This is a genomic window from Xanthomonas sp. NCPPB 1638, assembly GCF_041475635.2.
In the GTDB taxonomy this organism is placed as follows: Bacteria; Pseudomonadota; Gammaproteobacteria; order Xanthomonadales; family Xanthomonadaceae; genus Xanthomonas; species Xanthomonas cucurbitae.
Map to the genome: position 1 here is coordinate 1,697,808 of NZ_CM192984.1, position 21,880 is coordinate 1,719,687.

The 21,880-nt window shown below is 66.1% G+C and carries 17 protein-coding genes, 3 tRNA genes and 1 pseudogene; 16 read left to right on the forward strand and 5 right to left on the reverse strand.

Annotation, left to right across the window (positions count from 1 at the left end; all coding sequences use genetic code 11):
* Positions 1-48: 48 nt before the first annotated feature.
* The 14 genes from ftsH (at position 49) to ACCQ13_RS07495 (ending at position 16,817) form a co-directional block, all read left to right on the forward strand.
* Positions 49-1,989: an ATP-dependent zinc metalloprotease FtsH gene (ftsH, locus tag ACCQ13_RS07430; protein WP_014089977.1), complete on the forward strand. Its 1,941-nt coding sequence runs from the start codon at positions 49-51 to the stop codon at positions 1,987-1,989.
* A gap of 146 nt (positions 1,990-2,135) precedes the next feature.
* Positions 2,136-3,038 carry a dihydropteroate synthase gene (gene folP, locus ACCQ13_RS07435; RefSeq protein ID WP_159406925.1) on the forward strand — a complete coding sequence of 301 codons (903 nt, stop codon included), beginning with the start codon at positions 2,136-2,138 and terminating at the stop codon, positions 3,036-3,038.
* Entirely contained in the window at positions 3,038-4,021 is a 984-nt protein-coding gene (gene miaA, locus ACCQ13_RS07440; protein WP_159406926.1) for a tRNA (adenosine(37)-N6)-dimethylallyltransferase MiaA, read from the forward strand. The genes folP and miaA overlap by 1 nt, the downstream gene beginning before the upstream one ends.
* Positions 4,022-4,098: 77 nt before the next feature.
* Positions 4,099-4,377 carry an RNA chaperone Hfq gene (gene hfq, locus ACCQ13_RS07445; RefSeq protein ID WP_005915027.1) on the forward strand — a complete coding sequence of 93 codons (279 nt, stop codon included), beginning with the start codon at positions 4,099-4,101 and terminating at the stop codon, positions 4,375-4,377.
* An 11-nt stretch (positions 4,378-4,388) separates the two neighbouring features.
* Positions 4,389-5,708, forward strand: a complete 1,320-nt coding sequence (gene hflX / locus ACCQ13_RS07450; RefSeq protein ID WP_104601634.1) for a ribosome rescue GTPase HflX — start codon at positions 4,389-4,391, stop codon at positions 5,706-5,708.
* A 233-nt stretch (positions 5,709-5,941) separates the two neighbouring features.
* Positions 5,942-6,436 carry a CinA family protein gene (locus ACCQ13_RS07455; protein ID WP_104601633.1) on the forward strand — a complete coding sequence of 165 codons (495 nt, stop codon included), beginning with the start codon at positions 5,942-5,944 and terminating at the stop codon, positions 6,434-6,436.
* Positions 6,437-6,950: 514 nt separating this feature from the next.
* A complete protein-coding gene (gene ubiB / locus ACCQ13_RS07460) occupies positions 6,951-8,627 on the forward strand; it encodes a 2-polyprenylphenol 6-hydroxylase (RefSeq protein ID WP_159406927.1) in 1,677 nt (558 codons plus the stop codon).
* 79 nt (positions 8,628-8,706) lie between these two features.
* Positions 8,707-9,351, forward strand: a complete 645-nt coding sequence (gene lexA / locus ACCQ13_RS07465; protein WP_104601632.1) for a transcriptional repressor LexA — start codon at positions 8,707-8,709, stop codon at positions 9,349-9,351.
* A gap of 172 nt (positions 9,352-9,523) precedes the next feature.
* Positions 9,524-10,558 carry a recombinase RecA gene (recA, locus tag ACCQ13_RS07470; RefSeq protein ID WP_104601631.1) on the forward strand — a complete coding sequence of 345 codons (1,035 nt, stop codon included), beginning with the start codon at positions 9,524-9,526 and terminating at the stop codon, positions 10,556-10,558.
* 258 nt (positions 10,559-10,816) lie between these two features.
* On the forward strand, positions 10,817-11,305 hold the full coding sequence (gene recX, locus ACCQ13_RS07475) for a recombination regulator RecX (protein WP_104601630.1): 489 nt from the start codon (positions 10,817-10,819) through the stop codon (positions 11,303-11,305).
* A 101-nt stretch (positions 11,306-11,406) separates the two neighbouring features.
* Positions 11,407-14,055 carry an alanine--tRNA ligase gene (gene alaS, locus ACCQ13_RS07480; RefSeq protein ID WP_159406928.1) on the forward strand — a complete coding sequence of 883 codons (2,649 nt, stop codon included), beginning with the start codon at positions 11,407-11,409 and terminating at the stop codon, positions 14,053-14,055.
* Positions 14,056-14,194: 139 nt separating this feature from the next.
* Positions 14,195-14,407, forward strand: a complete 213-nt coding sequence (gene csrA, locus ACCQ13_RS07485) for a carbon storage regulator CsrA (RefSeq protein ID WP_003481884.1) — start codon at positions 14,195-14,197, stop codon at positions 14,405-14,407.
* Positions 14,408-14,490: 83 nt separating this feature from the next.
* Positions 14,491-14,583 (forward strand) — tRNA-Ser (locus ACCQ13_RS07490).
* A gap of 290 nt (positions 14,584-14,873) precedes the next feature.
* Positions 14,874-16,817 (forward strand): methyl-accepting chemotaxis protein, encoded by a 1,944-nt coding sequence (locus ACCQ13_RS07495; protein WP_159407948.1) that lies wholly within the window; start codon positions 14,874-14,876, stop codon positions 16,815-16,817.
* A 60-nt stretch (positions 16,818-16,877) separates the two neighbouring features.
* Here the strand turns inward: ACCQ13_RS07495 and ACCQ13_RS07500 are convergent, their stop codons facing one another.
* Positions 16,878-17,579 carry a pirin family protein gene (locus ACCQ13_RS07500; protein ID WP_159406929.1) on the reverse strand — a complete coding sequence of 234 codons (702 nt, stop codon included), beginning with the start codon at positions 17,577-17,579 and terminating at the stop codon, positions 16,878-16,880.
* Between the two features lie 136 nt (positions 17,580-17,715).
* Here ACCQ13_RS07500 and ACCQ13_RS07505 point away from each other — a divergent pair, with 136 nt between their 5' ends.
* Together ACCQ13_RS07505 and ACCQ13_RS07510 are read left to right on the forward strand one after the other, a co-directional pair.
* Positions 17,716-18,717 (forward strand): LysR family transcriptional regulator, encoded by a 1,002-nt coding sequence (locus tag ACCQ13_RS07505; protein ID WP_223214418.1) that lies wholly within the window; start codon positions 17,716-17,718, stop codon positions 18,715-18,717.
* Positions 18,705-19,697, forward strand: coding sequence for a DedA family protein/thiosulfate sulfurtransferase GlpE (locus tag ACCQ13_RS07510; protein ID WP_159406930.1), 993 nt, complete (start codon positions 18,705-18,707; stop codon positions 19,695-19,697). Before ACCQ13_RS07505 ends, ACCQ13_RS07510 begins: the two co-directional genes overlap by 13 nt.
* Positions 19,698-19,860: 163 nt before the next feature.
* Here the strand turns inward: ACCQ13_RS07510 and ACCQ13_RS07515 are convergent.
* The 4 genes and pseudogenes from ACCQ13_RS07515 to thiD all read right to left on the reverse strand — a co-directional run bounded on the left by ACCQ13_RS07515 (position 19,861) and on the right by thiD (position 21,842).
* A tRNA-Arg gene (locus tag ACCQ13_RS07515) sits at positions 19,861-19,937 on the reverse strand.
* A gap of 98 nt (positions 19,938-20,035) precedes the next feature.
* Positions 20,036-20,112, reverse strand: a tRNA-Arg gene (locus ACCQ13_RS07520).
* A 40-nt stretch (positions 20,113-20,152) separates the two neighbouring features.
* A pseudogene (locus ACCQ13_RS07525) lies at positions 20,153-21,036 on the reverse strand (alpha/beta hydrolase family protein).
* Complete coding sequence (gene thiD / locus ACCQ13_RS07530) at positions 21,033-21,842, reverse strand: bifunctional hydroxymethylpyrimidine kinase/phosphomethylpyrimidine kinase (RefSeq protein WP_167526862.1); 810 nt, start codon at positions 21,840-21,842, stop codon at positions 21,033-21,035. Before thiD ends, ACCQ13_RS07525 begins: the two are co-directional and overlap by 4 nt.
* Between the last annotated feature and the right edge of the window lie 38 nt (positions 21,843-21,880).

Here is a 21,880-nt window from a genome sequence, read left to right on the forward strand (position 1 = left end):
CACCGTGTTTCAAGAATTGAAGAGTAGAGGGCACCGGAGCCAATGAGGATGAACGACTTGACCAAGAATCTGCTGCTGTGGGTGGTCGTCGCGGTTGTGCTGATGGTCGTCTTCCAGAGCTTCTCGCCGCGAATGGCGGGTGGTGTCGGTGCCGACTCGATCACCTACACCCAATTCCTGAAGGAAGTGGACTCCGGACGCGTCAAATCGGTGGATTACACCGACGAGACCAACCTGGCCGTCAACGCAATCCGCTTCAAGCGCACTGACGGCAGCGAAGCCACCGTCTACGGTCCGCGCGACGACAAGCTGGTCGACGTGCTGTACAGCAAGAACATCGAAATGACCCGGCAGAAGCCGTCCACCGGCCCCGGGTTCTGGTCGCTGGTGCTGAATTTCCTGCCGGTCATCCTCATCATCGGCTTTTGGCTGTTCATCATGCGCCAGATGCAGGGCGGTGGCGGCGGCGCCAAGGGGGCGATGAGCTTTGGCAAGTCGCGCGCCAAATTGCAGGGCGAGGACCAGATCAAGATCACCTTCGCCGATGTCGCCGGTTGCGACGAGGCCAAGGAAGAGGTGGGCGAGCTGGTTGACTTCCTGCGCGACCCGACCAAATTCACCAAGCTCGGCGGCAAGATTCCGCGCGGCGTGTTGATGGTGGGTCCGCCGGGCACCGGCAAGACCCTGCTCGCCAAGGCGATCGCCGGCGAGGCCAAGGTGCCGTTCTTCAGCATCTCCGGTTCGGATTTCGTGGAAATGTTCGTCGGCGTCGGCGCCAGCCGCGTGCGCGACATGTTCGAACAGGCTAAGAAGCATGCGCCGTGCATCATCTTCATCGACGAAATCGATGCGGTGGGCCGTCATCGTGGTGCCGGCCTGGGCGGCGGTCATGACGAGCGCGAGCAGACCCTGAACCAGTTGCTGGTGGAGATGGACGGGTTCGAGGGCGGTGAAGGCGTGATCGTGATCGCTGCCACCAACCGTCCCGACGTGTTGGACCCGGCGCTGCTGCGCCCGGGTCGTTTCGACCGCCAGGTGGTGGTTGGCCTGCCAGACGTCAAGGGCCGCGAGCAGATCCTGCGCGTGCACATGCGCAAGCTGCCGCTGGCCGAGGACGTGGTGCCCATGGTCATCGCGCGCGGCACCCCGGGCTTCTCCGGCGCGGACCTGGCCAACCTGTGTAACGAGGCGGCGTTGTTTGCTGCACGCGGCAGCGAGAAGGAGGTCCGCATGGATCACTTCGACCGTGCCCGCGACAAGATCCTGATGGGTGCCGAACGTCGTTCGATGGCCATGAGCGAGGACGAGAAGACCCTGACCGCCTACCACGAAGCCGGCCATGCCATCGTCGGTCGGCTGGTGCCGGAGCACGACCCGGTCTACAAGGTCACCATCATCCCGCGCGGTCGCGCGTTGGGCGTCACCATGTATCTGCCCGAGGGCGACCGCTACTCGATGAATCGCGTAGCGATCGAATCGCAGCTGTGTTCGCTATATGGCGGTCGCGTCGCCGAAGAACTGATCTTTGGTGGCGACAAGGTCACCACCGGCGCATCGAACGACATCGAGCGTGCCACCAAGATGGCCCGCAACATGGTCACCAAGTGGGGCCTGTCCGACGAACTCGGCCCGGTCGCGTACGGCGAAGAGGAAGACGAAGTGTTCCTGGGTCGTTCGGTGACCCAGCACAAGAACGTGTCCGACGAGACGGCGCGCAAGATCGACGAAGTAGTGCGCTCGATCCTGGACAAGGCCTACAGCAAGACCAAGACCATTCTCACCGAGAATCTGGACAAGCTGCACGCCATGTCGCAGTTGCTGTTGCAGTACGAAACTATCGACGTGCCGCAGATCGACGCCATCATGGAAGGCCGCGAGCCGCCGCCGCCGGCAGGCTGGGGCAAGTCGGACAAGGATGGTGGCAACAACAACGACAAGGGCAGCCCGCGTCCGCTGCCGCCCATCGCAGGACCGGCCGAGCAGTTGTAAGCTGCCGCCGACCAGCGTGATGTAACAAGTGTCGGGGCCAGGAAGCGATTCCTGGCCCCGATGCGTTGTGGCCTTCGATGCAGCGCGACGCACGCCAGCAAAACGCGTCGTCCACCCCCTCGTCCAACCGATTCAGGAGACTTCCGATGTTCGACACCGCCCTCAAGCTGGATTGCGCCGGTCGCAGCCTGCGACTGGATGCGCCGCAGGTGATGGGCATCGTCAATGTCACGCCCGACTCGTTCTCCGACGGCGGCCAGCACGCCACCTGCGAGGCGGCCATCGCCCACGGCCTGCGGCTGGTGGAGCAGGGCGCGGCGGTGCTGGATATCGGGGGCGAATCCACCCGTCCCGGGGCAGCGCCGGTGTCGCTGGACGATGAACTGCAGCGCGTGATTCCGGTGATCCAGGCGTTGGCGCATCGGACGACGGTGCCGATCAGCATCGATACGTTCAAGCCGGAGGTCATGCGCGCGGCCGTCGCGGCTGGTGCCGGCGTCATCAACGATGTGTACGCCCTGCGTTCGCCCGGCGCGTTGCAGGCCGCCGCCGAACTGCAGGTGCCGGTGGTGTTGATGCACGCGCGCAACGCGCCGCATGCGATGGAGCAGTCGCCGCACTACGACGATGTGGTGGGCAAGGTGCATCGGTTTCTCGCCGAGCGCATCTTCGCCGCCGAAATGGCCGGCATCGACAAACGTCGGCTGGTGCTCGACCCCGGCTTCGGTTTCGACAAGACCACCGCACATAACCTCACCTTGCTGGCGCAGTTGCAGCGCCTGCAGGAGTTCGGCCTGCCGGTGCTGGCCGGGCTGTCGCGCAAGCGCAGCATCGGCGAGTTGACCGGGCGCGAAGTGGCCGCCGAGCGGGTGCATGGCTCGGTGGCCGCGCATCTGATCGCCGCCCAGCACGGCGCGCTGTTGTTGCGTGTGCACGATGTGGCCGCGACCGTGGATGCACTGAAGGTCTGGAGCGCGGTCGCGGCGATCCCGGTGCCACGGGTGACGGCACCGGCTGCGCCGACGATCCGTTGGCCGGACGAGGACTGATGCCAGCAGACCGCCGCCCGCTGGCGATCGCGCTGATGGGCCCCACCGCCAGCGGCAAGACCGCGCTGGCGCTGGAGGCGGCGCAGCGCTGGAATGGCGAGATCGTCAGCGTCGATTCGGCGCTGGTCTATCGCGGGCTGGATATCGGTGCGGCCAAGCCGGATGTGGCGATGCGCGCGGCGGTGCCGCACCATCTGATCGACCTGCGCGATCCCTGGCAGACCTATTCGGCCGCCGAGTTCGCCAGCGATGCGCGGCGTGCGATCGACGACATCGTTGCGCGCGGCAAGCTGCCGATCCTGGCCGGTGGCACGGGGTTGTACTTCCGCGCGTTGCTGGAAGGCCTGTCGCCACTGCCCGAGGCCGACCCGGCCGTGCGCGCGGCGATTGCCGCGCAGGCCGAACAGCTCGGATGGGCGGCCCTGCACGCGCAGCTGGCGCAGATCGATCCCGTCGCCGCGGCGCGCATTCATGCCACCGACCCGCAACGCATCCAGCGCGCGCTGGAGGTGTATCGCATCAGCGGCCGGCCGATCAGCTACTGGCAGGGCCTGCCGGCGCCGCCACGGCTGCCGGTGCGGGTGCTGAAGCTGGTCCTGGCCCCGCGCGAGCGGGCCGTGCTGCATGCGCGGATCGCGCAGCGGCTGGAGCAGATGCTGGCGCAGGAGTTCCTTGGCGAAGTGGAAGGCCTGCGCGCGCTGCCGCAGATGCGTGCGGTGGTCGCGCCGCTGGATCTGCCGGCGGTGCGCGCAGTGGGCTACCGCCAGGCCTGGGAATATCTGGACGGCGCCGGCAGCCTGGCCGAGTTCCGCGACAAGGCGGTGCAGGCGACCCGGCAACTGGCCAAACGCCAGCTCACCTGGCTGCGCGGCGAACTCGACGCACGCTGGTTCGACCCGCAGCATGACCGGCATCGATTGGATGACGCACTTGCCGGCTTCCTCGCCCATCGTCCCGCTGTACGGCCGCCTTCAGGCGTGTAACATCGTGTTTCCGGGGCCTGCTGGGGATGGCAGGTATCGACCGGGACAATAAGAACAATAATGAAGGAGTTTTTTCGATGGCTAAGGGGCAATCTTTACAGGACCCGTTCCTCAACGCGCTGCGGCGCGAGCGGGTGCCGGTGTCTGTGTATCTGGTCAACGGCATCAAGCTGCAGGGCACGATCGAGTCGTTCGACCAGTTCGTGGTCCTGCTGCGCAACACCGTGAGTCAGATGGTCTACAAGCACGCCATCTCCACGGTCGTGCCGGCGCGCAATGTGCGCGTGGGGCCGGGTGGCGGGTATGTGCAATCCAATGAAGGCAATCAGGCGGAAGATGACGACGTCGAGCAGTAATGGAGTAGTGCGTGTTTGATCGCTCACGCAAGGGTGAACACGCGTTGTTGATCCAGACCCACGCCGGTGGGCCTGCCGAAGAAGATGTGCTGGAGGAGTTCGCCGACCTTGCAAGGTCGGCGGGCGCCACGGTGGCGGCCACGCTCACCGCGCGCATCGACAAACCCAGCCCGTCCACCCTGATCGGTAGTGGCAAGCTCGAAGAGGTCAAGGCGGCGGCCGAGGCCACCGGCGCGGATCTGGTGCTGGTCAACCACACCTTGTCGCCTGGCCAGGAACGCAACCTGGAGCGCTATCTGGAGCGGCGCGTGATCGATCGCACCGGGCTGATCCTGGATATCTTCGCGCAACGTGCGCGCAGCCACGAAGGCAAGTTGCAGGTGGAGCTGGCGCAGCTGCGGCATATGGCCACACGGCTGGTGCGCGGCTGGACCCACCTTGAGCGTCAGCGCGGTGGTGCGATCGGCCTGCGCGGCCCTGGCGAAACCCAGCTGGAAACCGACCGCCGCCTGCTGCAGAAACGGGTGGAACAGTTGCAGAAGCGGCTGGAAAAGGTCGAGGTGCAGCGCAACCAGATGCGCCGCGCGCGGCTGCGCAGCGAGCTGCCGCGCATCGCGCTGGTTGGCTATACCAATGCCGGCAAGTCCACGTTGTTCAATGCGCTGACCGGTGCCGATGCGTATGCGGCCGACCAGTTGTTCGCCACCCTCGATCCTACCGTGCGGCGCATCGCCTTGCCGGGTGGCAGCGCGATCCTGGCCGATACGGTCGGCTTCGTGCGCGATCTGCCGCACGAATTGGTGGCCGCGTTCCGTTCGACCCTGTCCGAGGCACGCGAGGCCGATCTGCTGTTGCATATCGTCGATGCCGCCGACCCGCTGCGCGAAGAACGTATCCTGCAGGTGGACGAGGTGCTGCATGCGGTGGGTGCCGGCGAGCTGCCGCAGCTGCTGGTATTCAACAAGATCGACAGGATCGAAGGCGCGCAAGTGCGTCACGACGCGCAGGACGGGATTCCCGATCCGGCGCGCCGCGAGCGCGTGTGGATTTCCGCACGCGATGGCCGCGGGCTGGAAGAACTGCAACGCGCACTCGGCCAGCGCCTGGATCTACGCCATGTGACCGGCCAGCTGCGGCTGCCGCCCTCGGCCGGCCGCCTGCGCTCCAAGTTGCATCAGCTGGAAGTGGTGCGCCAGGAGCAGGGTGACGAAGACGGTTGGCTGCTCGAAGTCGATCTGCCGATGGTCGAGGCCGAGCGTCTGGCTGCGGGCGACGACGGTGCGCCGTTGCGCGCGATGTTGCCCGATCGCCGCGAAGACTGGGAAACCTGATGCACGCCAGCATCAGTGCCGGCGCATGAGAGGACGGGGGTGGCGATGGGCGTGCGGTTGCTCGCCCACGCCGGCCGCTCGCCTTCCCTGAGCCTTGCGCCGCGCCACGACCACCACGCTGCTGGCCTCCCCGGACCTGAGGCGCTGCTCGCGGCCAGGGCACCGGCACTGCAGCGCAAGACACGGCCGGCGAATTCGGATAAAAGTGGGCGCTGTCCAAGCCGAACCCCGCAATGACGTTTCCGACCGACCACGATCTCCAGCAGCTTGCCCACGCGCTGAGTACGCAGTTGCGTGCCGCGCGCGAACGGCTGGTGACGGCGGAAAGCTGCACCGGCGGCTGGATTGCCAAGGCGATGACCGACATTGCCGGCTCGTCGGACTGGTTCGATTGCGGCATCGTTGCTTACAGCTACGAAGCCAAGCAGGCCTTGTTGCGGGTGCGGCCGCAGACCCTGGAAGTCCACGGGGCGGTCAGTCGGGAAACCGTCATCGAGATGGTCTCCGGTGCCTTGGTCGGCTCCGGTGGCAGCATTGCGGTGGCGGTGACGGGAATCGCCGGTCCGGGTGGCGGCAGCGAAGGCAAGCCGGTCGGCACGGTCTGGATTGGGTGGAAGCGACGGGGCGGCTATGCCACCGCGCAGCTGTGCCAGTTCGATGGCGACCGCGATGCCGTGCGCCGACAGACCGTGGTGGCTGCGCTCGGTGGATTGAGCGCGCTGCTATAGGGCAAGCGTGCGCACCAGCGGTTGTCGTTTACAGCGCGTGCGCGATCACCGATAGCGTCCGCCAGATCGTCATCACACGCTGCTGCCAGCCGGCCGCTGGGCCGCATGCCTCGTTGCGCCAGTGGCCCGCGCGTCGCGCCAGCGCCTGTGCAATCGACCGGTCGCACGCCAGGCCTGCCCAAACCCGGCATGGCCGGCCGGCAGCATCGGGCGCGCGACAACGGGTGGCAGATGGGCTACAACCCAGGCTCTGCTTGCCGACCTGTGTGCCGATGCCCGCGTTCTCCGCTGTCGAAATCGTTTCCTCGTCGCCGTTCCCGCCTGCTGCGTGCCGGTGGAGTGCGCAGTTCGCGCGGCGATGCGTTGCTGCAATCGCCCAGGGCCTGCAGCAGTCCAGCGCGACACCCCCGCACGCGCCCCCCTGGTGCGGCGGCGTGCGCGTCCACCGCTTCGCTCCTGCACCGGCAGGCCTGCGGCAGCGCTGTGCGGTCCAGCCATGCCAGGCGGTGCGCTGATGTGGGAGGCACTTGGCACCGTGCGCGACCTGGGGCGGCTGCAGGAAATTGCCGCCGTGCTGATCCGCTATGGATTCGGCGATATCGTGCGCCGGATCGGGCTGGCGGACGTGTTGGAGCGGGCCGGCAAGCTATTGCAGTGGGGCAATGCCGAAAGCCGCCTGCGCATGTCCGCCGCGATGCGCGTGCGACGTGCGTTGGAGGAACTGGGCCCCACCTTCGTCAAGCTGGGTCAGGTGCTGGCCACGCGCGTTGACCTGCTGCCGCCGGACTGGATCGACGAACTGAGCGAACTGCAGAATGCCGTGCCGGCCTTGCCCTTCGCGCAGGTCCTGCCGCAACTGGTCGCCGCGCTCGGTGCCGAGCCCGATAGCGTGTTCGCCCGCCTCGACGAGCAACCGCTGGCCGCCGCCTCGCTGGCGCAGACCCACCGCGCCTGGCTGGCCGACGGCACCCCGGTGGTGTTGAAGATCCGTCGCCCCGGGATCGGCGACACCATCGAAGCGGATCTGCGCCTGCTGGCGCGGCTGGCCGACATCGTCGAGACCCGCGCACCGGATCTCAAGCGCTACCGCCCGGCCGAGGTGGTGCAGCAGTTCACCGTGTCGCTGCGGCGCGAACTGGATTTCGCCGCCGAGTGCCGCAATGCCGAACGCATCGCGGCCGACTTCGCTCACGACCCGCAGGTCGTGGTGCCGGCGGTGTATTGGCAGTGGACCTGCGAATCGCTCAACGTGCAGGACTTCATCGACGGCATTCCCGGACGCGACCTGCAGGCGGTGGACGCGGCCGGGCTGGATCGCAAGGCGCTCGCGCGCGCCGGTGCCGGCATCGTGCTCAAGATGGTGTTGCAGAACGGGTGTTTCCACGCCGATCCGCATCCGGGCAATATCTTCTACCTGCGCGACGGGCGCATCGCCGTCATCGACTTTGGCATGGTCGGGCGTGTCTCCGAGCAGCGGCGCTTCCAGGTTGCGCAGCTGTTGCACGGCATGGTGAGCCAGGACGCCGAAGCCGTCATCGATGTGCTGCTGGAATGGGCCGGTGCCAGCCTCGAGATCGATGAGCCGCGCCTGCAGCAGGACATCGGCGCGTTTATCGACCAATACCGGGGCGTGCCGCTGAAGGAACTGCGCATCGGTGCCATGCTGGGCGATGTCACCGCAATTCTGCGCGACCACAGCTTGCCGCTCCCGTCGGATCTGGCGCTGATGATCAAGGCTTTTCTCACGCTGGAAGGCATGGGGCGTCAGCTCGATCCGGATTTCGACATGGCCACCGAAGCGCAGCCGTATCTGGAGCGCGTGGTCCTGCAGCGTTATGCGCCCAACGCCATGCTGCGCCGTGGCCGCCGCACCGTGACCGGCGCGATCGACCTGATTGGCGATCTGCCGCGTGATCTCAAGCGGCTGATCCAGGCCGCGCGGCGCGGCAAGCTGCAGTTGCAGGTGGAAACGCGCGCATTGCGCGAATTCGGCGAACAGGTCGACCGCGCGGCCAACCGATTGACCATGGGCATCGTCACCGCCGCGCTGGTGATCGGCTCCTCGATCGTGATGAATAGTGTCGGCGGCAGCGCCAGCCGCTGGCTGCTTGGCCTGGGCGTGAGCGGTTTCATCGGCGCTGGGCTGTGCGGCATCTGGATCCTGTTTTCGATCTGGCGCAGTCGGCGCTAGCGCCGCATTCCGGTTGCCAACGACGTGCTGCCGTGCGCAGGGCTTGCACGCCGCTGCGTTAGTAGTAATACTACTAACCATGGACCTGACCGATACCCAACACGCCATCCTGGCCCTGATCGCCGAGCGCATCGAGACCGACGGCGTTCCGCCGTCACAGACCGAGATCGCGCGCGCCTTCGGATTCAAAGGCGTGCGCGCGGCGCAGTATCACCTGGAGGCCCTGGAGCAGGCCGGTGCGATCCGGCGCGTGCCCGGGCAGGCACGCGGCATCCGCCTGGCTGGCCAGGGCAGCGCGCAGCCGCGCGCACCGGCGGGCGGCGAATCGAACCGCGACGATGTGCTGCGGCTGCCGGTGCTGGGCCGGGTGGCCGCCGGCCTGCCGATCGGTGCCGACATCGGTTCGGACGACTTCGTGGTGCTGGACCGGGTGTTCTTTTCGCCATCGCCGGATTACCTGCTCAAGGTGCAAGGCGATTCCATGCGCGACGAAGGCATCTTCAACGGCGACCTGATCGGTGTGCACCGCACCCGCGACGCGCGCTCCGGGCAGATCGTGGTGGCGCGGATCGACGAAGAGATCACCGTCAAGCTGTTGAAGATCGGCAAGGACCGGATCCGGCTGCTGCCGCGCAATCCGGACTACGCCCCGATCGAAGTGCAGCCCGATCAGGATTTCGCCATCGAAGGCCTGTATTGCGGGCTGCTGAGGCCCAATCGCTGAGGGCTGTACCGATGCCTGCGCGGGGCGTTTTCCCAGTCGGCATCGCCGCATTGTCCGCTGCCCGGGCACCGACCGCATCGTTAACCTGAGTGTGTCGCCGCCAGTCTCAGCCTTTGCGATACACCACCGCTACATTGGCTCCACACCGAAATCACTGACAAGGATCACCCAGATGGACGAGAACAAGAAGCGCGCCCTTTCCGCCGCACTGAGCCAGATCGAAAAGCAATTCGGCAAGGGGTCGGTCATGCGCATGGGCGACCGCGTGATCGAGGCGGTCGAGGTCATTCCGACCGGCTCGCTGATGTTGGACATCGCACTGGGAATCGGCGGCCTGCCCAAGGGCCGCGTAGTGGAAATCTACGGCCCTGAATCCTCGGGCAAGACCACCTTGACCCTGCAGGCGATTGCCGAATGCCAGAAGAAGGGCGGCACGGCGGCCTTCATCGATGCCGAGCACGCGCTGGATCCGATCTACGCCGCCAAGTTGGGCGTCAATGTGGATGACCTGCTGCTGTCGCAGCCGGATACCGGTGAGCAGGCATTGGAAATCGCCGACATGCTGGTGCGTTCGGGCTCGGTCGACATCGTGGTGGTCGACTCGGTGGCGGCGTTGACGCCCAAGGCGGAAATCGAAGGCGAGATGGGCGACCAGCTGCCGGGCCTGCAGGCCCGCCTGATGAGCCAGGCGCTGCGTAAGCTCACCGGCAACATCAAGCGCTCCAACACGCTGGTGGTGTTCATCAACCAGCTGCGCATGAAGATCGGCGTCATGATGCCGGGCCAGAGCCCGGAAGTGACCACCGGCGGCAATGCCCTGAAGTTCTACGCCTCGGTGCGCCTGGACATCCGCCGCATCGGCGCGATCAAGAAGGGCGACGAGATCATCGGCAACCAGACCAAGATCAAGGTGGTCAAGAACAAGCTGGCGCCTCCGTTCAAGCAGGTGGTCACCGAAATTCTCTACGGCGAGGGCATCAGCCGCGAGGGCGAGTTGATCGACATGGGTGTGGAAGCCAAGCTGGTGGACAAGGCCGGCGCCTGGTACAGCTACGGCGACGAGCGCATCGGTCAGGGCAAGGACAACGCGCGTGGTTACCTGCGCGATAACCCGCAGGTGGCGGTCAAGCTGGAAGCGGAGCTGCGCGAGAAGTTCCAGCCCGCCGAGGCGCCGCGCGAAGCAGGCGACGACGCCGAGAAGGAATAAGCAGCACTGGTAGCCGGAAGGCGTTGGCCAGGCTGGCGCGACCGGCGTGCCGTGATGGGGTTGGTGTCCCGGGGGGCGTGGCAGTCTCAGCCGCTTCCCCCCCCTTCTGACGTAGTTCGCTGGTGATGTCGTTTCAAGTTTTTCTATCGCGGGAACGGTGGAGTCAGTGCTGCTGCTTCTCGCGGTAGATCTATCGAGGGCCAGGAGGGCGGGCGCCAGGGACGGCGCATTGATGCAGCAATCGAGGGACACGTCACGATGGACGAGCAAGAATCCGCCCCCAAGCGGGGCCGCCGGTTCAAGGAGCAGACGCCGGTCCAACGTGCATTGGGGCTACTGGTGCGGCGCGAGCACTCGCGCAAGGAATTGAATCGCAAGTTGCTGGCGCGCGGGATCGAGCCGGACGCCGCGCAGGCGGCCGTCGAGCGCCTGGCGGGCGAGGGGTGGCAGGATGACACCCGGTTTGCCGCCTCGGTGGTGCGAAACCGCGCCGGTTCGGGCTACGGCCCCCTGCACATCCGCGCCGAACTCGGCACCCATGGGCTGGACAGCGAGGCCATCAGTGCCGCAATGGCCACCTTCGAGGGCGATTGGACCGAGAATGCGCGCGATCTGGTCTGCCGCCGTTTCGGCGAGCAAGGGCCGGTGGATTTGCCGCAGCGGCGCAAGGCCGCCGAGCTGCTGGCCCGGCGTGGTTTCGACGGCAACAGCATTCGCAGCGCCACGCGCTTCGACCTTGAGGACTGAGGGCGTCAGGCCTGCTACCCTTGGTGGTTTCAGGTTGTTCCGCTCATCTGCGCCCATATCTCATTGGGTGACCGGGACTGCCGCCCGCCCAATGCCAGCACATGAACGCACCTGCCAAATTTAGCACTTCCCAGATCCGCCGCGACTTCCTTGCGTTTTTCGAGGGCAAGGGCCACACCATCGTGCCATCCGCACCGCTGGTGCCGGGCAATGACCCGACCCTGCTGTTCACCAATTCCGGCATGGTCCAGTTCAAGGACGTCTTTCTTGGCGCAGAGAAGCGCAGTTACGTGCGCGCCGCAGACGTGCAGCGCTGCCTGCGTGCCGGCGGCAAGCACAACGACCTGGATTCGGTGGGCTATACCGCGCGTCACCATACCTTCTTCGAGATGCTGGGCAACTGGTCGTTCGGCGATTACTTCAAGAAGGATGCCATCGCCTGGGCCTGGGAACTGTTGACCCAGGTCTGGAAACTGCCGGCCGAGCGCCTGCTGGTCACCGTCTATCACACCGACGAAGAAGCTTTCGCACTGTGGCGCGACATGATCGGCATTCCCGAGAGCCGCATCGTACGCATCGGCGACAACAAGGGCGCCCCTTACGCCTCGGACAACTTCTGGCAGATGGCCGATACCGGCCCCTGCGGCCCCTGCACCGAGATCTTCTTCGACCATGGCGACCATATCGCCGGTGGCCCGCCGGGTTCGCCGGACGAAGACGGCGATCGTTACATCGAGATCTGGAACCTGGTCTTCATGCAGTTCGACCGCCAGCCGGATGGCACCCTGGTGCCCCTGCCGGCCCCCTGCGTGGACACCGGCATGGGTCTGGAACGGTTGGCTGCAATCCTGCAGCACGTCCACACCAACTACGAAATCGACGTGTTCCAGGCGCTGATCGGCAAGGCCAGCGCGCTGACCGGTGTCAGCGATCTGGAAAACAAGTCGCTGCGGGTCATCGCCGATCACATCCGCGCCTGTTCGTTCCTGATCGTCGACGGCGTGTTGCCCTCCAACGAAGGGCGCGGCTACGTGCTGCGCCGGATCATCCGGCGTGCGCTGCGGCATGGCTGGATGCTGGGCGTGCGCCAGTCGTTCTTCAGCAAGATGGTGCCCACCCTGGTCGAGCTGATGGGCGAGGCCTATCCCGAGCTGGTGGTGGCCAGGGATACCGTCGCCCGCGCCTTGTTGGCCGAAGAGGAGCGCTTTGCCGAGACGCTGGACGCCGGCATGAAGATCTTCGACGACGTGGCGGCGCGGTCGCAGGACGTCATTCCGGGGGCGGACGCGTTCCGTCTCTACGACACCTACGGGTTCCCGGTCGATCTGACGGCCGATATCGCGCGCGAGCGCGGCATGCGGGTGGACATGGAGGGCTTCGAGTTCTCCATGGAGCGCCAGCGCGAGACCGCGCGTGCCGCCGGCAAGTTCGGCGGTGGCGTTGCGTTGCCGGCCGACCTGGTCGCCACCATGTCGCCGACCGTGTTCCTGGGCTATGAGGCGCACGACGCCGATACCCTCAAGGTCGTCGCCCTGCTCAAGCAGGGCCGCCCGGTCGAGCGTGCGGAGGCCGGCGAGGAGGTCATGGTGTTCACCGATCGCACGCCGTTCTACGCCGAATCCGGCGGTCAGGTCGGCGACAGCGGGCAGTTGAGCAACACCCACGTATCGATCGACATCACCGACACCCAGAAGTTCGCCGGCCAGTTCCACGGACACGTAGGGCGCATCACCGAGGGTGCGCTCGCGCTGGGCGACGTGCTGGCGGGCGGCATCGATGTGCAGCGCCGCGGCAAGACCATCCTCAACCACTCGGCCACGCACCTGCTGCATGCCGCGTTGCGCGAGGTGCTGGGCACGCATGTGCAGCAGAAGGGCTCGCTGGTGGCGCCGGACCGGCTGCGTTTCGACTTCTCGCATTTCCAGCCGATCACCGCCGACGAACTGGCGGTGATCGAGCGCAAGGTCAACGCCGAGGTGCGCGCCAACCATGCCGTCGAAGTGCACAACATGGCCATGCAGGAAGCGCTGGATTTCGGCGCGATGGCGCTGTTCGGCGAGAAGTACGGCGAGCGCGTGCGGGTGCTGAAGATGGGCGGCTATTCCACCGAGCTGTGTGGCGGCACCCATGTGAGCCGCACCGGCGACATCGGCCTGTTCAAGATCACCTCCGAAGGCGGTGTGTCCTCGGGCGTGCGTCGCATCGAGGCGGTGACCGGGCAGGGCGCGCTGGATCATGTTGCCGACCAGGAGCGACGCTTGTCCGAGGCGGCCGGCCTGCTGGGTGGCAATGCCGGCGAAGTGGTCGACAAGGTGCGCGTGCTGACCGAACGTCAGAAGCGCCTGGAGCGTGAGCTGGACGCATTGAAGGCCAAGCTGGCATCCGGTGCGACCGCAGATCTGGGCGCGAGCGCCGTGGATGTTGCCGGGGTGAAGGTCGTCGCCGTGCGTCTGGAAGGCTTCGATGCGAAGGCCTTGCGCGAGGCGATGGATCGCCTGAAGCAGCAATTGGGCGACTCGGTGATCGTGCTGGCTGGTGCATCGGCCGGCAAGGTCGCGTTGGTGGCCGGAGTGAACGGCAAGCCAACCGGCAAGGTGAAGGCGGGGGAACTGCTTGGCCATATCGCCAGTCAGATCGGAGGCAAGGGCGGCGGCCGTCCGGATCTCGCCCAGGGTGGTGGCGAGGACGGTCCCGCTCTTGCGACCGCACTCGACGGTGTGACCTCCTGGGTCAAGCAACACTTGGGCTGAACACTTGTCCTGCTATGCCTTGATGGTCAGCGGGATGTGCCGCTACCATTTATCGTCTATTCCCTTTACCTAGGGCGCGTCTCACTCAGGAGACCGTCGATGCTGGTGGGAAGCCCACCAGTTCCAGGAGATTTGCAAAATGTTGATCCTCACTCGCCGGGTAGGCGAAACCTTGATGATCGGCGACTCGGTCACCGTCACTGTGCTCGGCGTCAAGGGTAATCAGGTGCGTATTGGCATTACCGCACCCAAGGATGTGGCTGTGCATCGCGAAGAAATCTATCAGCGCATCCAGCGTGGAGACGAGCCGGTGGCCTCCGGCGCGCATCACGGCGACGATTCTTCGAATTGATCGTCATAAAGGGTTTACGTTAGCCCCTCTTACCCGGTATTCTTCGCGGCCTGCCACAGACAGTGCGGCAGGACGAAAAAACTGGAGCGATGCCCGAGTGGCTGAAGGGGCTCCCCTGCTAAGGGAGTATAGGGTCAAAAGCTCTATCGAGGGTTCGAATCCCTCTCGCTCCGCCAGTGTTCCAGACGCCTGCAAATCGCTGATTTGCAGGCGTTTTTGTTTAATCGGTCGGTGGTGACGGGGCGGCTGCGGCAAAGGGTGGTCAGTGATCCGGATGATGAAGGACCGGGGGCGGTGAGTGCGCGGGCCATCTTGCAGCGCAGGCCAGGCGCCCGATCGCTCACGGCCATTGCGCGGGTGGGTCTGACGGTCCGCGCGCAGATCAAGTCCGGCATCAGTGCGCCGCTAATACTGTGGACTAAATCCCGGATTCGACGTGATGTATCGATTGCCGCTATTGAGGCGCTTGTTCTCGTTCGGGAACCGTGGGCTGCAGCACAAGGCCAACGCGGTGGACCGGGTGATGGCCGTGATCGAGTTCGATCTGGATGGCCGCATCCTGGAGGTGAACCAGAACTTCCTGTCGCTGATGGGCTATCGGCGTGACGAAGTGGTCGGCCAGCATCACCGCATGTTCGTCACCGCCAGCGACCGCGATAGCGAGAGTTATCGCCAGTTCTGGGAGGCGTTGCGTCGCGGCGACTTCAATGCCGGGCGTTTCTGTCGACTGGACAAGCATGGACGCGAGGTGTGGATCAATGCCTCCTACAACCCGTTGCTCGATCGTGCCGGCAAGGCGTATCGGGTGGTGAAGTACGCCACCGACATTACCCAGCAGGTGCGTCAGACCGTCGATTTCGAAGGGCGGATCGATGCGATCGACAAGGTGATGGCGGTCATCGAGTTCTCGCTCGATGGCACGGTGCTCGATGCCAACCAGAATTTCCTGCAGGTGATGGGATACCGGCTCGATGAGATTCGCGGCAAGCATCACGGCATGTTCGTGGATGCCGCTACGCGCCAGTCCGCTCCCTATCGTGCGTTCTGGGAGTCGCTTGGGCGCGGCACATTCAACGCCGGTCGCTACAGGCGCATCGGCAAGGATGGGCGTGAAGTGTGGATCCAGGCGTCCTACAACCCGGTGCTGGACGCGCATGGGCGCCCGTACAAGGTGGTCAAGTACGCCACCGATGTGACCCGCCAGGTGGTCGATTCGGCCGATGCGGATGGCCGCATCCAGGCCATCGACAAGGTGATGGGGGTGATCGAGTTCGATCTGGAGGGCCACGTATTGGGCGCCAACGCCAATTTCCTGGCGATCCTGGGCTATACGCCGGAGGAGGCCATCGGCCGGCATCACGGGATGTTCGTCGATGCGGCCTACCGCGCATCGGAGGATTACCGCCATTTCTGGGCCAAGCTGGCGCGCGGCCAGTTCGATGCGGGGCGTTATTGCCGATTGCGCAAGGATGGCAGTGCGGTGTGGATCCAGGCCTCCTACAACCCGATCCTGGATGTGTCCGGCCGCCCGTACAAGGTGGTCAAGTACGCCACCGATGTCACCGACCAGGTGCGTTCGGCCGAGCGCATGCACGACCTGGTGCGGCAGACCCTGGGCATCGCGCAGAACGTGCAGCGCGAGTCGCACCACATTTCCGTCAGCAACCAGGAGCTGGTCAGCCGCGCGTCCAGCCAGTCCCTGGCAGTGGCGCAGACCGCGGGCACGATCGATCAGCTGGCCGTCACGGTACAGGCCAATTCCGAGAGTGCGGGTTCGGCGCGGCAGATGGCCGAGGAATCGGCGGCGGTGGCACGTCGTGGTGCGGAGGTCATCGCCAAGGTGGTCGAGACCACGGCCGGGATTCGTTCTGCGACAGATCGGATCGGCCAGATCATCGAGGTCATCGATGGCATTGCCTTCCAGACCAATTTGTTGGCATTGAATGCAGCGGTGGAAGCGGCGCGTGCCGGCGAGCAGGGGCGCGGATTCGCGGTGGTGGCCACCGAAGTGCGCAATCTGGCGCAGCGCTGCAGCGTGTCGGCGCGGGAGATCCGCGCGTTGATCGACAATGCGACCGATCAGGTCGGCGATGGCTCGCGCCTGGCCGAACAGGCCGGCGTGGTGATGCAGGACATGGTGGGTTCGGTGCTGCGTGTCACCGCCACCGTCGAGCAGATCGCCAGTGCCAGCCGCGAGCAGGCGCAGGGTATCTCCACCGCCAATGCGGCATTGCAATCGATCGGCGTGCAGGCGCGCGACCAGGCGCAGATGGTCGACGACCTGGCGCGCTCGGCACGCGTGCTGGAGGCCGACGCCGATGCGTTGTTCGAACTGGTCAATGGCGACGCCGAGGAATCTACGCCGCAGGACGCCGCCCTCCTGCGGCGCGCCAGTGCGCAGGCTGCCTGACCGCGCACTGCGCCGCTGCGGCGACTTCGGCGCGCCGCGCCGCATCAGGCCCGTGCCGAATTACCTTGGCAGATCGAACACCAGCACTTCTGCATCGCGTGCATCGGCCAGCACGATCTCCGGCTCGCCGATGAGCTGTACCGCATCGCCGGCCGACAGCGCCTGCCCGTTCACGCTCAGGCTGCCGCGGGCCACCTGCACGTAACCGATGCGGCCCTCGGCCAGCGGCTGCTGCAGGCGCACCGCGCCGTCCAGGATGGTGGCGTACAGGCGTGCGTCCTGATGCAGGCGCAGCGAGCCGTTCTCACCGCCCGGCGAGGCGATCAGGCGCAGCTGGTTGCGCTTGCTGTCGGCATCGAAGTGCTTCTCTTCGTAGCTCGGCTCGATCCCGGCGCGTTCGGGCATCACCCAGATCTGCAGGAAATGCACCGGCTCGCTGGCCGAATGATTGAACTCGCTGTGGGTGACGCCGCTGCCGGCGCTCATGCGCTGCACATCGCCGTAGTGCAGGACTGACCCAGTGCCCATGCTGTCCTTGTGTTCCAGCGCCCCGCCCAGGACGTAGGAAATGATCTCCATGTCGCGATGGCCGTGGGTGCCGAAGCCTTCACCCGGCTGCACCTTGTCCTCGTTGATGACCCGCAGCGGGCCGATGCCCATGTGGCGCGGGTCGTGGTAGCTGGCGAAGGAAAAGGTATGGCGCGAGGACAGCCAGCCATGCTCGGCGCGGCCACGGGTTTCACTCTTGCGGACATTCAACATGCTGCTGCTCCAGGGTAGATTCGAATTGGCGCCGGTCTTTGGATCGGTGTGCCAGCGCCTTGATGGAGAGTCTCTGCCTCTGCGAGAGGAAGAAAAAGCGAGTAGATTTGGCTGCTATCATCGAAAAAATCGAACAATGAAGATCAGCCTGGAAGCGCTGCAGATCCTGGATGCGATCGACCGTCGTGGTTCATTCGCCGCCGCCGCCAAGGTGTTGTTCAAGGTGCCATCGACCATCTCCTACACGGTGGCCAGGCTCGAAGAGGACCTGGGCGTGCAGCTGTTCGAGCGCTTCGGGCCGAAGGCGACCCCCACCCAGGCCGGGCGCGAACTGCTGCGCGAAGGCCGCCATCTGCTGCGTGCGGCACAGGAACTGGAAGTGCGGGTGCGGCGGGTGGCTTCGGGCTGGGAATCGGACTTTGCGATCGGGCTGGATGCGATCCTGCCGGCGGCGTTGCTGCAGGATCAAATCCTGGCGTTCTACCGCGTGGCCGACAGTACCCGGCTGCGCGTGCTGAGCGAATCGCTGTCCGGCAGTTGGGAGGCCTTGCTGGATCGGCGGGTGGACCTGATCGTGGCGGCGGGCGAGGGGCCGAGCGGCGGCGGCTATGTCGCCGAGCCGATCGGCAGCGTGCAGTTCGTGTTCGCGGTGGCCTGCACTCATCCGCTGGCGGGCGCCGCCCTGCCGGGGGCGACCGAGCTGGCCGACCATCGTGCGATCGCGGTGGCCGATTCGGCACGACGTTTGTTGCCGCGCACCGTGGGCCTGCTGTCCGGCCGCGATGTGCTGACCGTACCGGACATGCACACCAAGCTGCTGCTGCAACTGGCCGGTGTGGGCTACGGCTTCCTGCCCGAGCTGTATGCGCGCGGTGCATTGCAGGAAGGCCGCTTGCAGGAGGTGCCGGTGGAAACACGCAAGGCCGACGAAACCTTCTACCTGGCGTGGCGGCCGGGCGAGGAGGGCGAGGCCCTGAACTGGTGGCGCCAGGCGCTGCGCAGCGAGGGGCTGTTCGAGCGCTGGTCGCAGTCGCTGGCCGCAACGTATCGTTGCGTTGCCGCCGGGCAGTCGTGCGGCCACGCGAGCGCGGATAATGCCGGCTTGCCGTCGCGCAGGATCCCCGCATGCAAGGCTTGATCGAACAGTACGGATTGGCGCTGGTGTTCGCCAACGTGCTGGCGTTGTCGCTCGGGCTGCCGGTGCCGGCATTGCCGACGCTGGTGCTGGTGGGCGCAGGCTACGCGCTGGCGGGCGGCAGCGATGCCTGGCTGGCCGGTCTGGCGGCGTGGGGCGTGGCGGTGCTGGCCAGCCTGCTGGGCGACCTGGCCTGGTATCTGGCCGGCCGCCGCTTCGGCAACCGCACCTTGCGGTCGCTGTGCCGCCTGTCGCTGTCGCGCGATACCTGCATGAAGCAGACCGAGCGGTTTTTTTCGCGCTGGGGCGTGCGCGTGCTGGCGGTGGCCAAGTTCGTGCCCGGCCTGTCGATGGTGTCGGTGCCGATGGCCGGTGCCAGCCAGGTGCGGTTGGCGGCCTTCCTGCGCTACGACGCGTTGGGTGCTGCGCTGTGGGCGCTGGCCGGCCTGGGCCTGGGAGCGGTGTTCGCCGATCAGGTGCAGGACGTGCTGGCATTCCTGTCCGAACTGGGGTCCGGTGCGGTGGTGGTGCTGGTGGCGCTGCTGGCCGGCTATGTCGGCTGGCGCTGGTGGCGGCGGCATGCCTTGCTGCGGTCGCTGGAGCAGGCGCGCATCGCGGTGGACGAACTGCTGCCGTTGCTGGACGGCGATGAGCAGCAGCGCCCCACGGTGCTGGACATTCGTGCGCCCGGCTATCGCGATCTGCAGCCCTATACGATTCTGGGTGCCGTGTTTGCCGACGAACGACAGCTTGCGCACATCCTCGCCAACGTGCCGCGCGAACGTGCGGTCGTGATCTATTGCGCGTGCCCGGGCGAAGTCTCCGCCGCATGGCTGGCCGGGCGCCTGCGCGCGCGGGGTTATCGCGATGTGCGGCCATTGCGGGGTGGGTTGGATGCGTGGCACGCCGCCGGTTATCCGGTAACGTCGTTGCTGCCGCTAGTGGCGGCTGCAGGCGTGGACGTGCGAGGTGCAACGGTATGAGGGCCGGCGCGCGCCTGCATGAGAGAGGTGTGGCGATCAACGGCTGACCGTGATGCGATCCGCGCGGGTGCCGCGATCGGCGGCCGCATTGCCGGCATCGCTCAATCCAGGCTGGGAGATCAGGCAAAAAAAAGACCAGCAAGCTGGTCGTTTTCTTCAAGATTGGTGCGCCCGGAGAGATTCGAACTCCCGACCGCCTGGTTCGTAGCCAGGTACTCTATCCAACTGAGCTACGGGCGCATATCTTGTGTTTGTCTTGCGCATCCGATGCAGTGCAAGCGGACGTTTAACTGAAAAAACAGCGGTTCAATGCTGTCTTTTTGTACTTCTTCTGAAGATGGTGCGCCCGGAGAGATTCGAACTCCCGACCGCCTGGTTCGTAGCCAGGTACTCTATCCAACTGAGCTACGGGCGCCTCGTCAGGAGCGGAATTATGCGGATGCACGCACGGGCCGTCAATCCCTTTGTGAAATTCCAGTGTCATCGACTGTGGCGCAATGCGTGCGTTTCAGCACCGCAGCCACGGCGTCAGGGGTTTTCATCCAGGCGAAATGATCGCTGCGCACGCCCAGTTGCGCATCGTCCAGCGGCTGCACATCGACTGGTGCGTGCGGCATCTTGCGCAGCAATGTCTGCAACGCTGCGGGCGGGCCGAAGTGGTCGCGGGCGAAGGTCACCGCCGTGATCGGCACGCTGAGCGCGCCCAGCGCGCGTTCCAGGTCCCAGGCGGTGCCGGCGGCGCGATAGCGATTGCTGCGACCGACCCGAGCCCAGTCGCTAATCAGGCTGCGTGCCTCGGTGCCGGCAAAGCGCAGCGAGCGACCGTGCAGCACGCCCTGCACGCGCGCGCCAGCCAGGGCAGGAGGCGATAGGCCAACGGTAGCCCGTACCGCATGGGGCGCGGAAACTCTCGCCAGTACGGCGAGCCGCTGGCGACCAGCCACAACCGCGCGATGCGCGCCGGCTGCAAGGCGGCGTGGCAGCAGGCCAGTTGTCCGCCCAGGCTGTGACCGCCGACGAGGTGGGGCCGCTGCGGAGCGTGCCGCGCCATCAGTGCATGGCTGGCCGGAATATCGTCGGCCAGCAAGCTGCGAAAGCCCCAGTCATGCTGGCGCGATGGGCGCAGCGTGCTGCTGCCGTTGCCGCGCCATTCGTGCAGATACACCGCGATGCCGGCGGACGCCAGCGCTGTTGCCAATGGCAGGTAATGCCGTGCCGCCACGCCCAGTGCCGGCAGCCACAGCAGCGAGGCGACCGGCTGCACGGGCGCGCAGCGAATCACTTGCCAGGCGTGTCCATCGGCTGCGTTGGCAGTCAAGGTATCGCGGTGTAGGTTCATGCGCCGGGCGCCGCACCGAAGTGGTCGAGCACCAGCACCTGGCCACGGCCTGGGCGCTGGCCATGGCGGATGGCGCGCGCCACGTAGTCGATACTCGCTTCGCAGGCATTGAGCAGCGACAGGCCCTGGCACAGTTGCGCGGCGATCGCCGCCGACAGGCTGCAGCCGGTGCCGTGCGCGTCCACCTGCAGGCGCGGGTGCAGGAACACGTCCTGGGTGACGCCGTCGTCGAAGCGATCGACCACGCGCGCGCCTTCATGCAGATGGCCACCCTTGAGCAACACCGCCTGCGCGCCGAGGTCGAGCAGGGCCGCGGTGGCATGCTCGGCCGCATCGGCATCGTCGATGCGGCGGCCGGTGAGCAGCTCGGCTTCGGGCGTATTGGGCGTAACCAGCGTTGCCAGCGGCAGCAGGCGGCGGCGTAGCGCGTCCAGCGCGGCGTCTTCGAGCAGGCGCGCGCCGCTGGTGGACACCATGACCGGGTCCAGCACCACGAACGGGGGACGATGCGCTTGGAGCAGGTCGGCCACGCAGTGGATGACCTCGGCATTGGCCAGCATGCCCAACTTGACTGCCTGGATCTGGAAGTCGTCGAAACAGGCCTCTACCTGCGCCCGAAGAAACGTGATCGGCGGGATGTGCACCGCCGTCACCGCACGGGTATTTTGCGCAGTCAGCGCCGCGATGGCAGACAGGCCATGCACGCGATGGGCGGCGAAGGTCTTCAGGTCGGCCTGGATACCGGCACCACCGCCGGAATCGGAGCCGGCGATGGTCAATGCGGACAGCGTGCTGGGCGTGGTCATGCGCCGATTCTGCACTGCCCGGGCGGCGGCTGTGCAGA

What these genes read in the sequence shown, in the direction of transcription:
- ftsH (WP_014089977.1), top strand. Translation starts at nt 49, where the DNA reads ATGAACGACTTGACCAAGAATCTGCTGCTGTGGGTGGTCGTCGCGGTT.
- folP (WP_159406925.1), top strand. Translation starts at nt 2,136, where the DNA reads ATGTTCGACACCGCCCTCAAGCTGGATTGCGCCGGTCGCAGCCTGCGA.
- miaA (WP_159406926.1), top strand. Translation starts at nt 3,038, where the DNA reads ATGCCAGCAGACCGCCGCCCGCTGGCGATCGCGCTGATGGGCCCCACC.
- hfq (WP_005915027.1), top strand. Translation starts at nt 4,099, where the DNA reads ATGGCTAAGGGGCAATCTTTACAGGACCCGTTCCTCAACGCGCTGCGG.
- ACCQ13_RS07455 (WP_104601633.1), top strand. Translation starts at nt 5,942, where the DNA reads ATGACGTTTCCGACCGACCACGATCTCCAGCAGCTTGCCCACGCGCTG.
- ubiB (WP_159406927.1), top strand. Translation starts at nt 6,951, where the DNA reads ATGTGGGAGGCACTTGGCACCGTGCGCGACCTGGGGCGGCTGCAGGAA.
- lexA (WP_104601632.1), top strand. Translation starts at nt 8,707, where the DNA reads ATGGACCTGACCGATACCCAACACGCCATCCTGGCCCTGATCGCCGAG.
- recA (WP_104601631.1), top strand. Translation starts at nt 9,524, where the DNA reads ATGGACGAGAACAAGAAGCGCGCCCTTTCCGCCGCACTGAGCCAGATC.
- recX (WP_104601630.1), top strand. Translation starts at nt 10,817, where the DNA reads ATGGACGAGCAAGAATCCGCCCCCAAGCGGGGCCGCCGGTTCAAGGAG.
- alaS (WP_159406928.1), top strand. Translation starts at nt 11,407, where the DNA reads ATGAACGCACCTGCCAAATTTAGCACTTCCCAGATCCGCCGCGACTTC.
- csrA (WP_003481884.1), top strand. Translation starts at nt 14,195, where the DNA reads ATGTTGATCCTCACTCGCCGGGTAGGCGAAACCTTGATGATCGGCGAC.
- ACCQ13_RS07500 (WP_159406929.1), bottom strand. Translation starts at nt 17,579, where the DNA reads ATGTTGAATGTCCGCAAGAGTGAAACCCGTGGCCGCGCCGAGCATGGC.
- ACCQ13_RS07505 (WP_223214418.1), top strand. Translation starts at nt 17,716, where the DNA reads ATGAAGATCAGCCTGGAAGCGCTGCAGATCCTGGATGCGATCGACCGT.
- ACCQ13_RS07510 (WP_159406930.1), top strand. Translation starts at nt 18,705, where the DNA reads ATGCAAGGCTTGATCGAACAGTACGGATTGGCGCTGGTGTTCGCCAAC.
- thiD (WP_167526862.1), bottom strand. Translation starts at nt 21,842, where the DNA reads ATGACCACGCCCAGCACGCTGTCCGCATTGACCATCGCCGGCTCCGAT.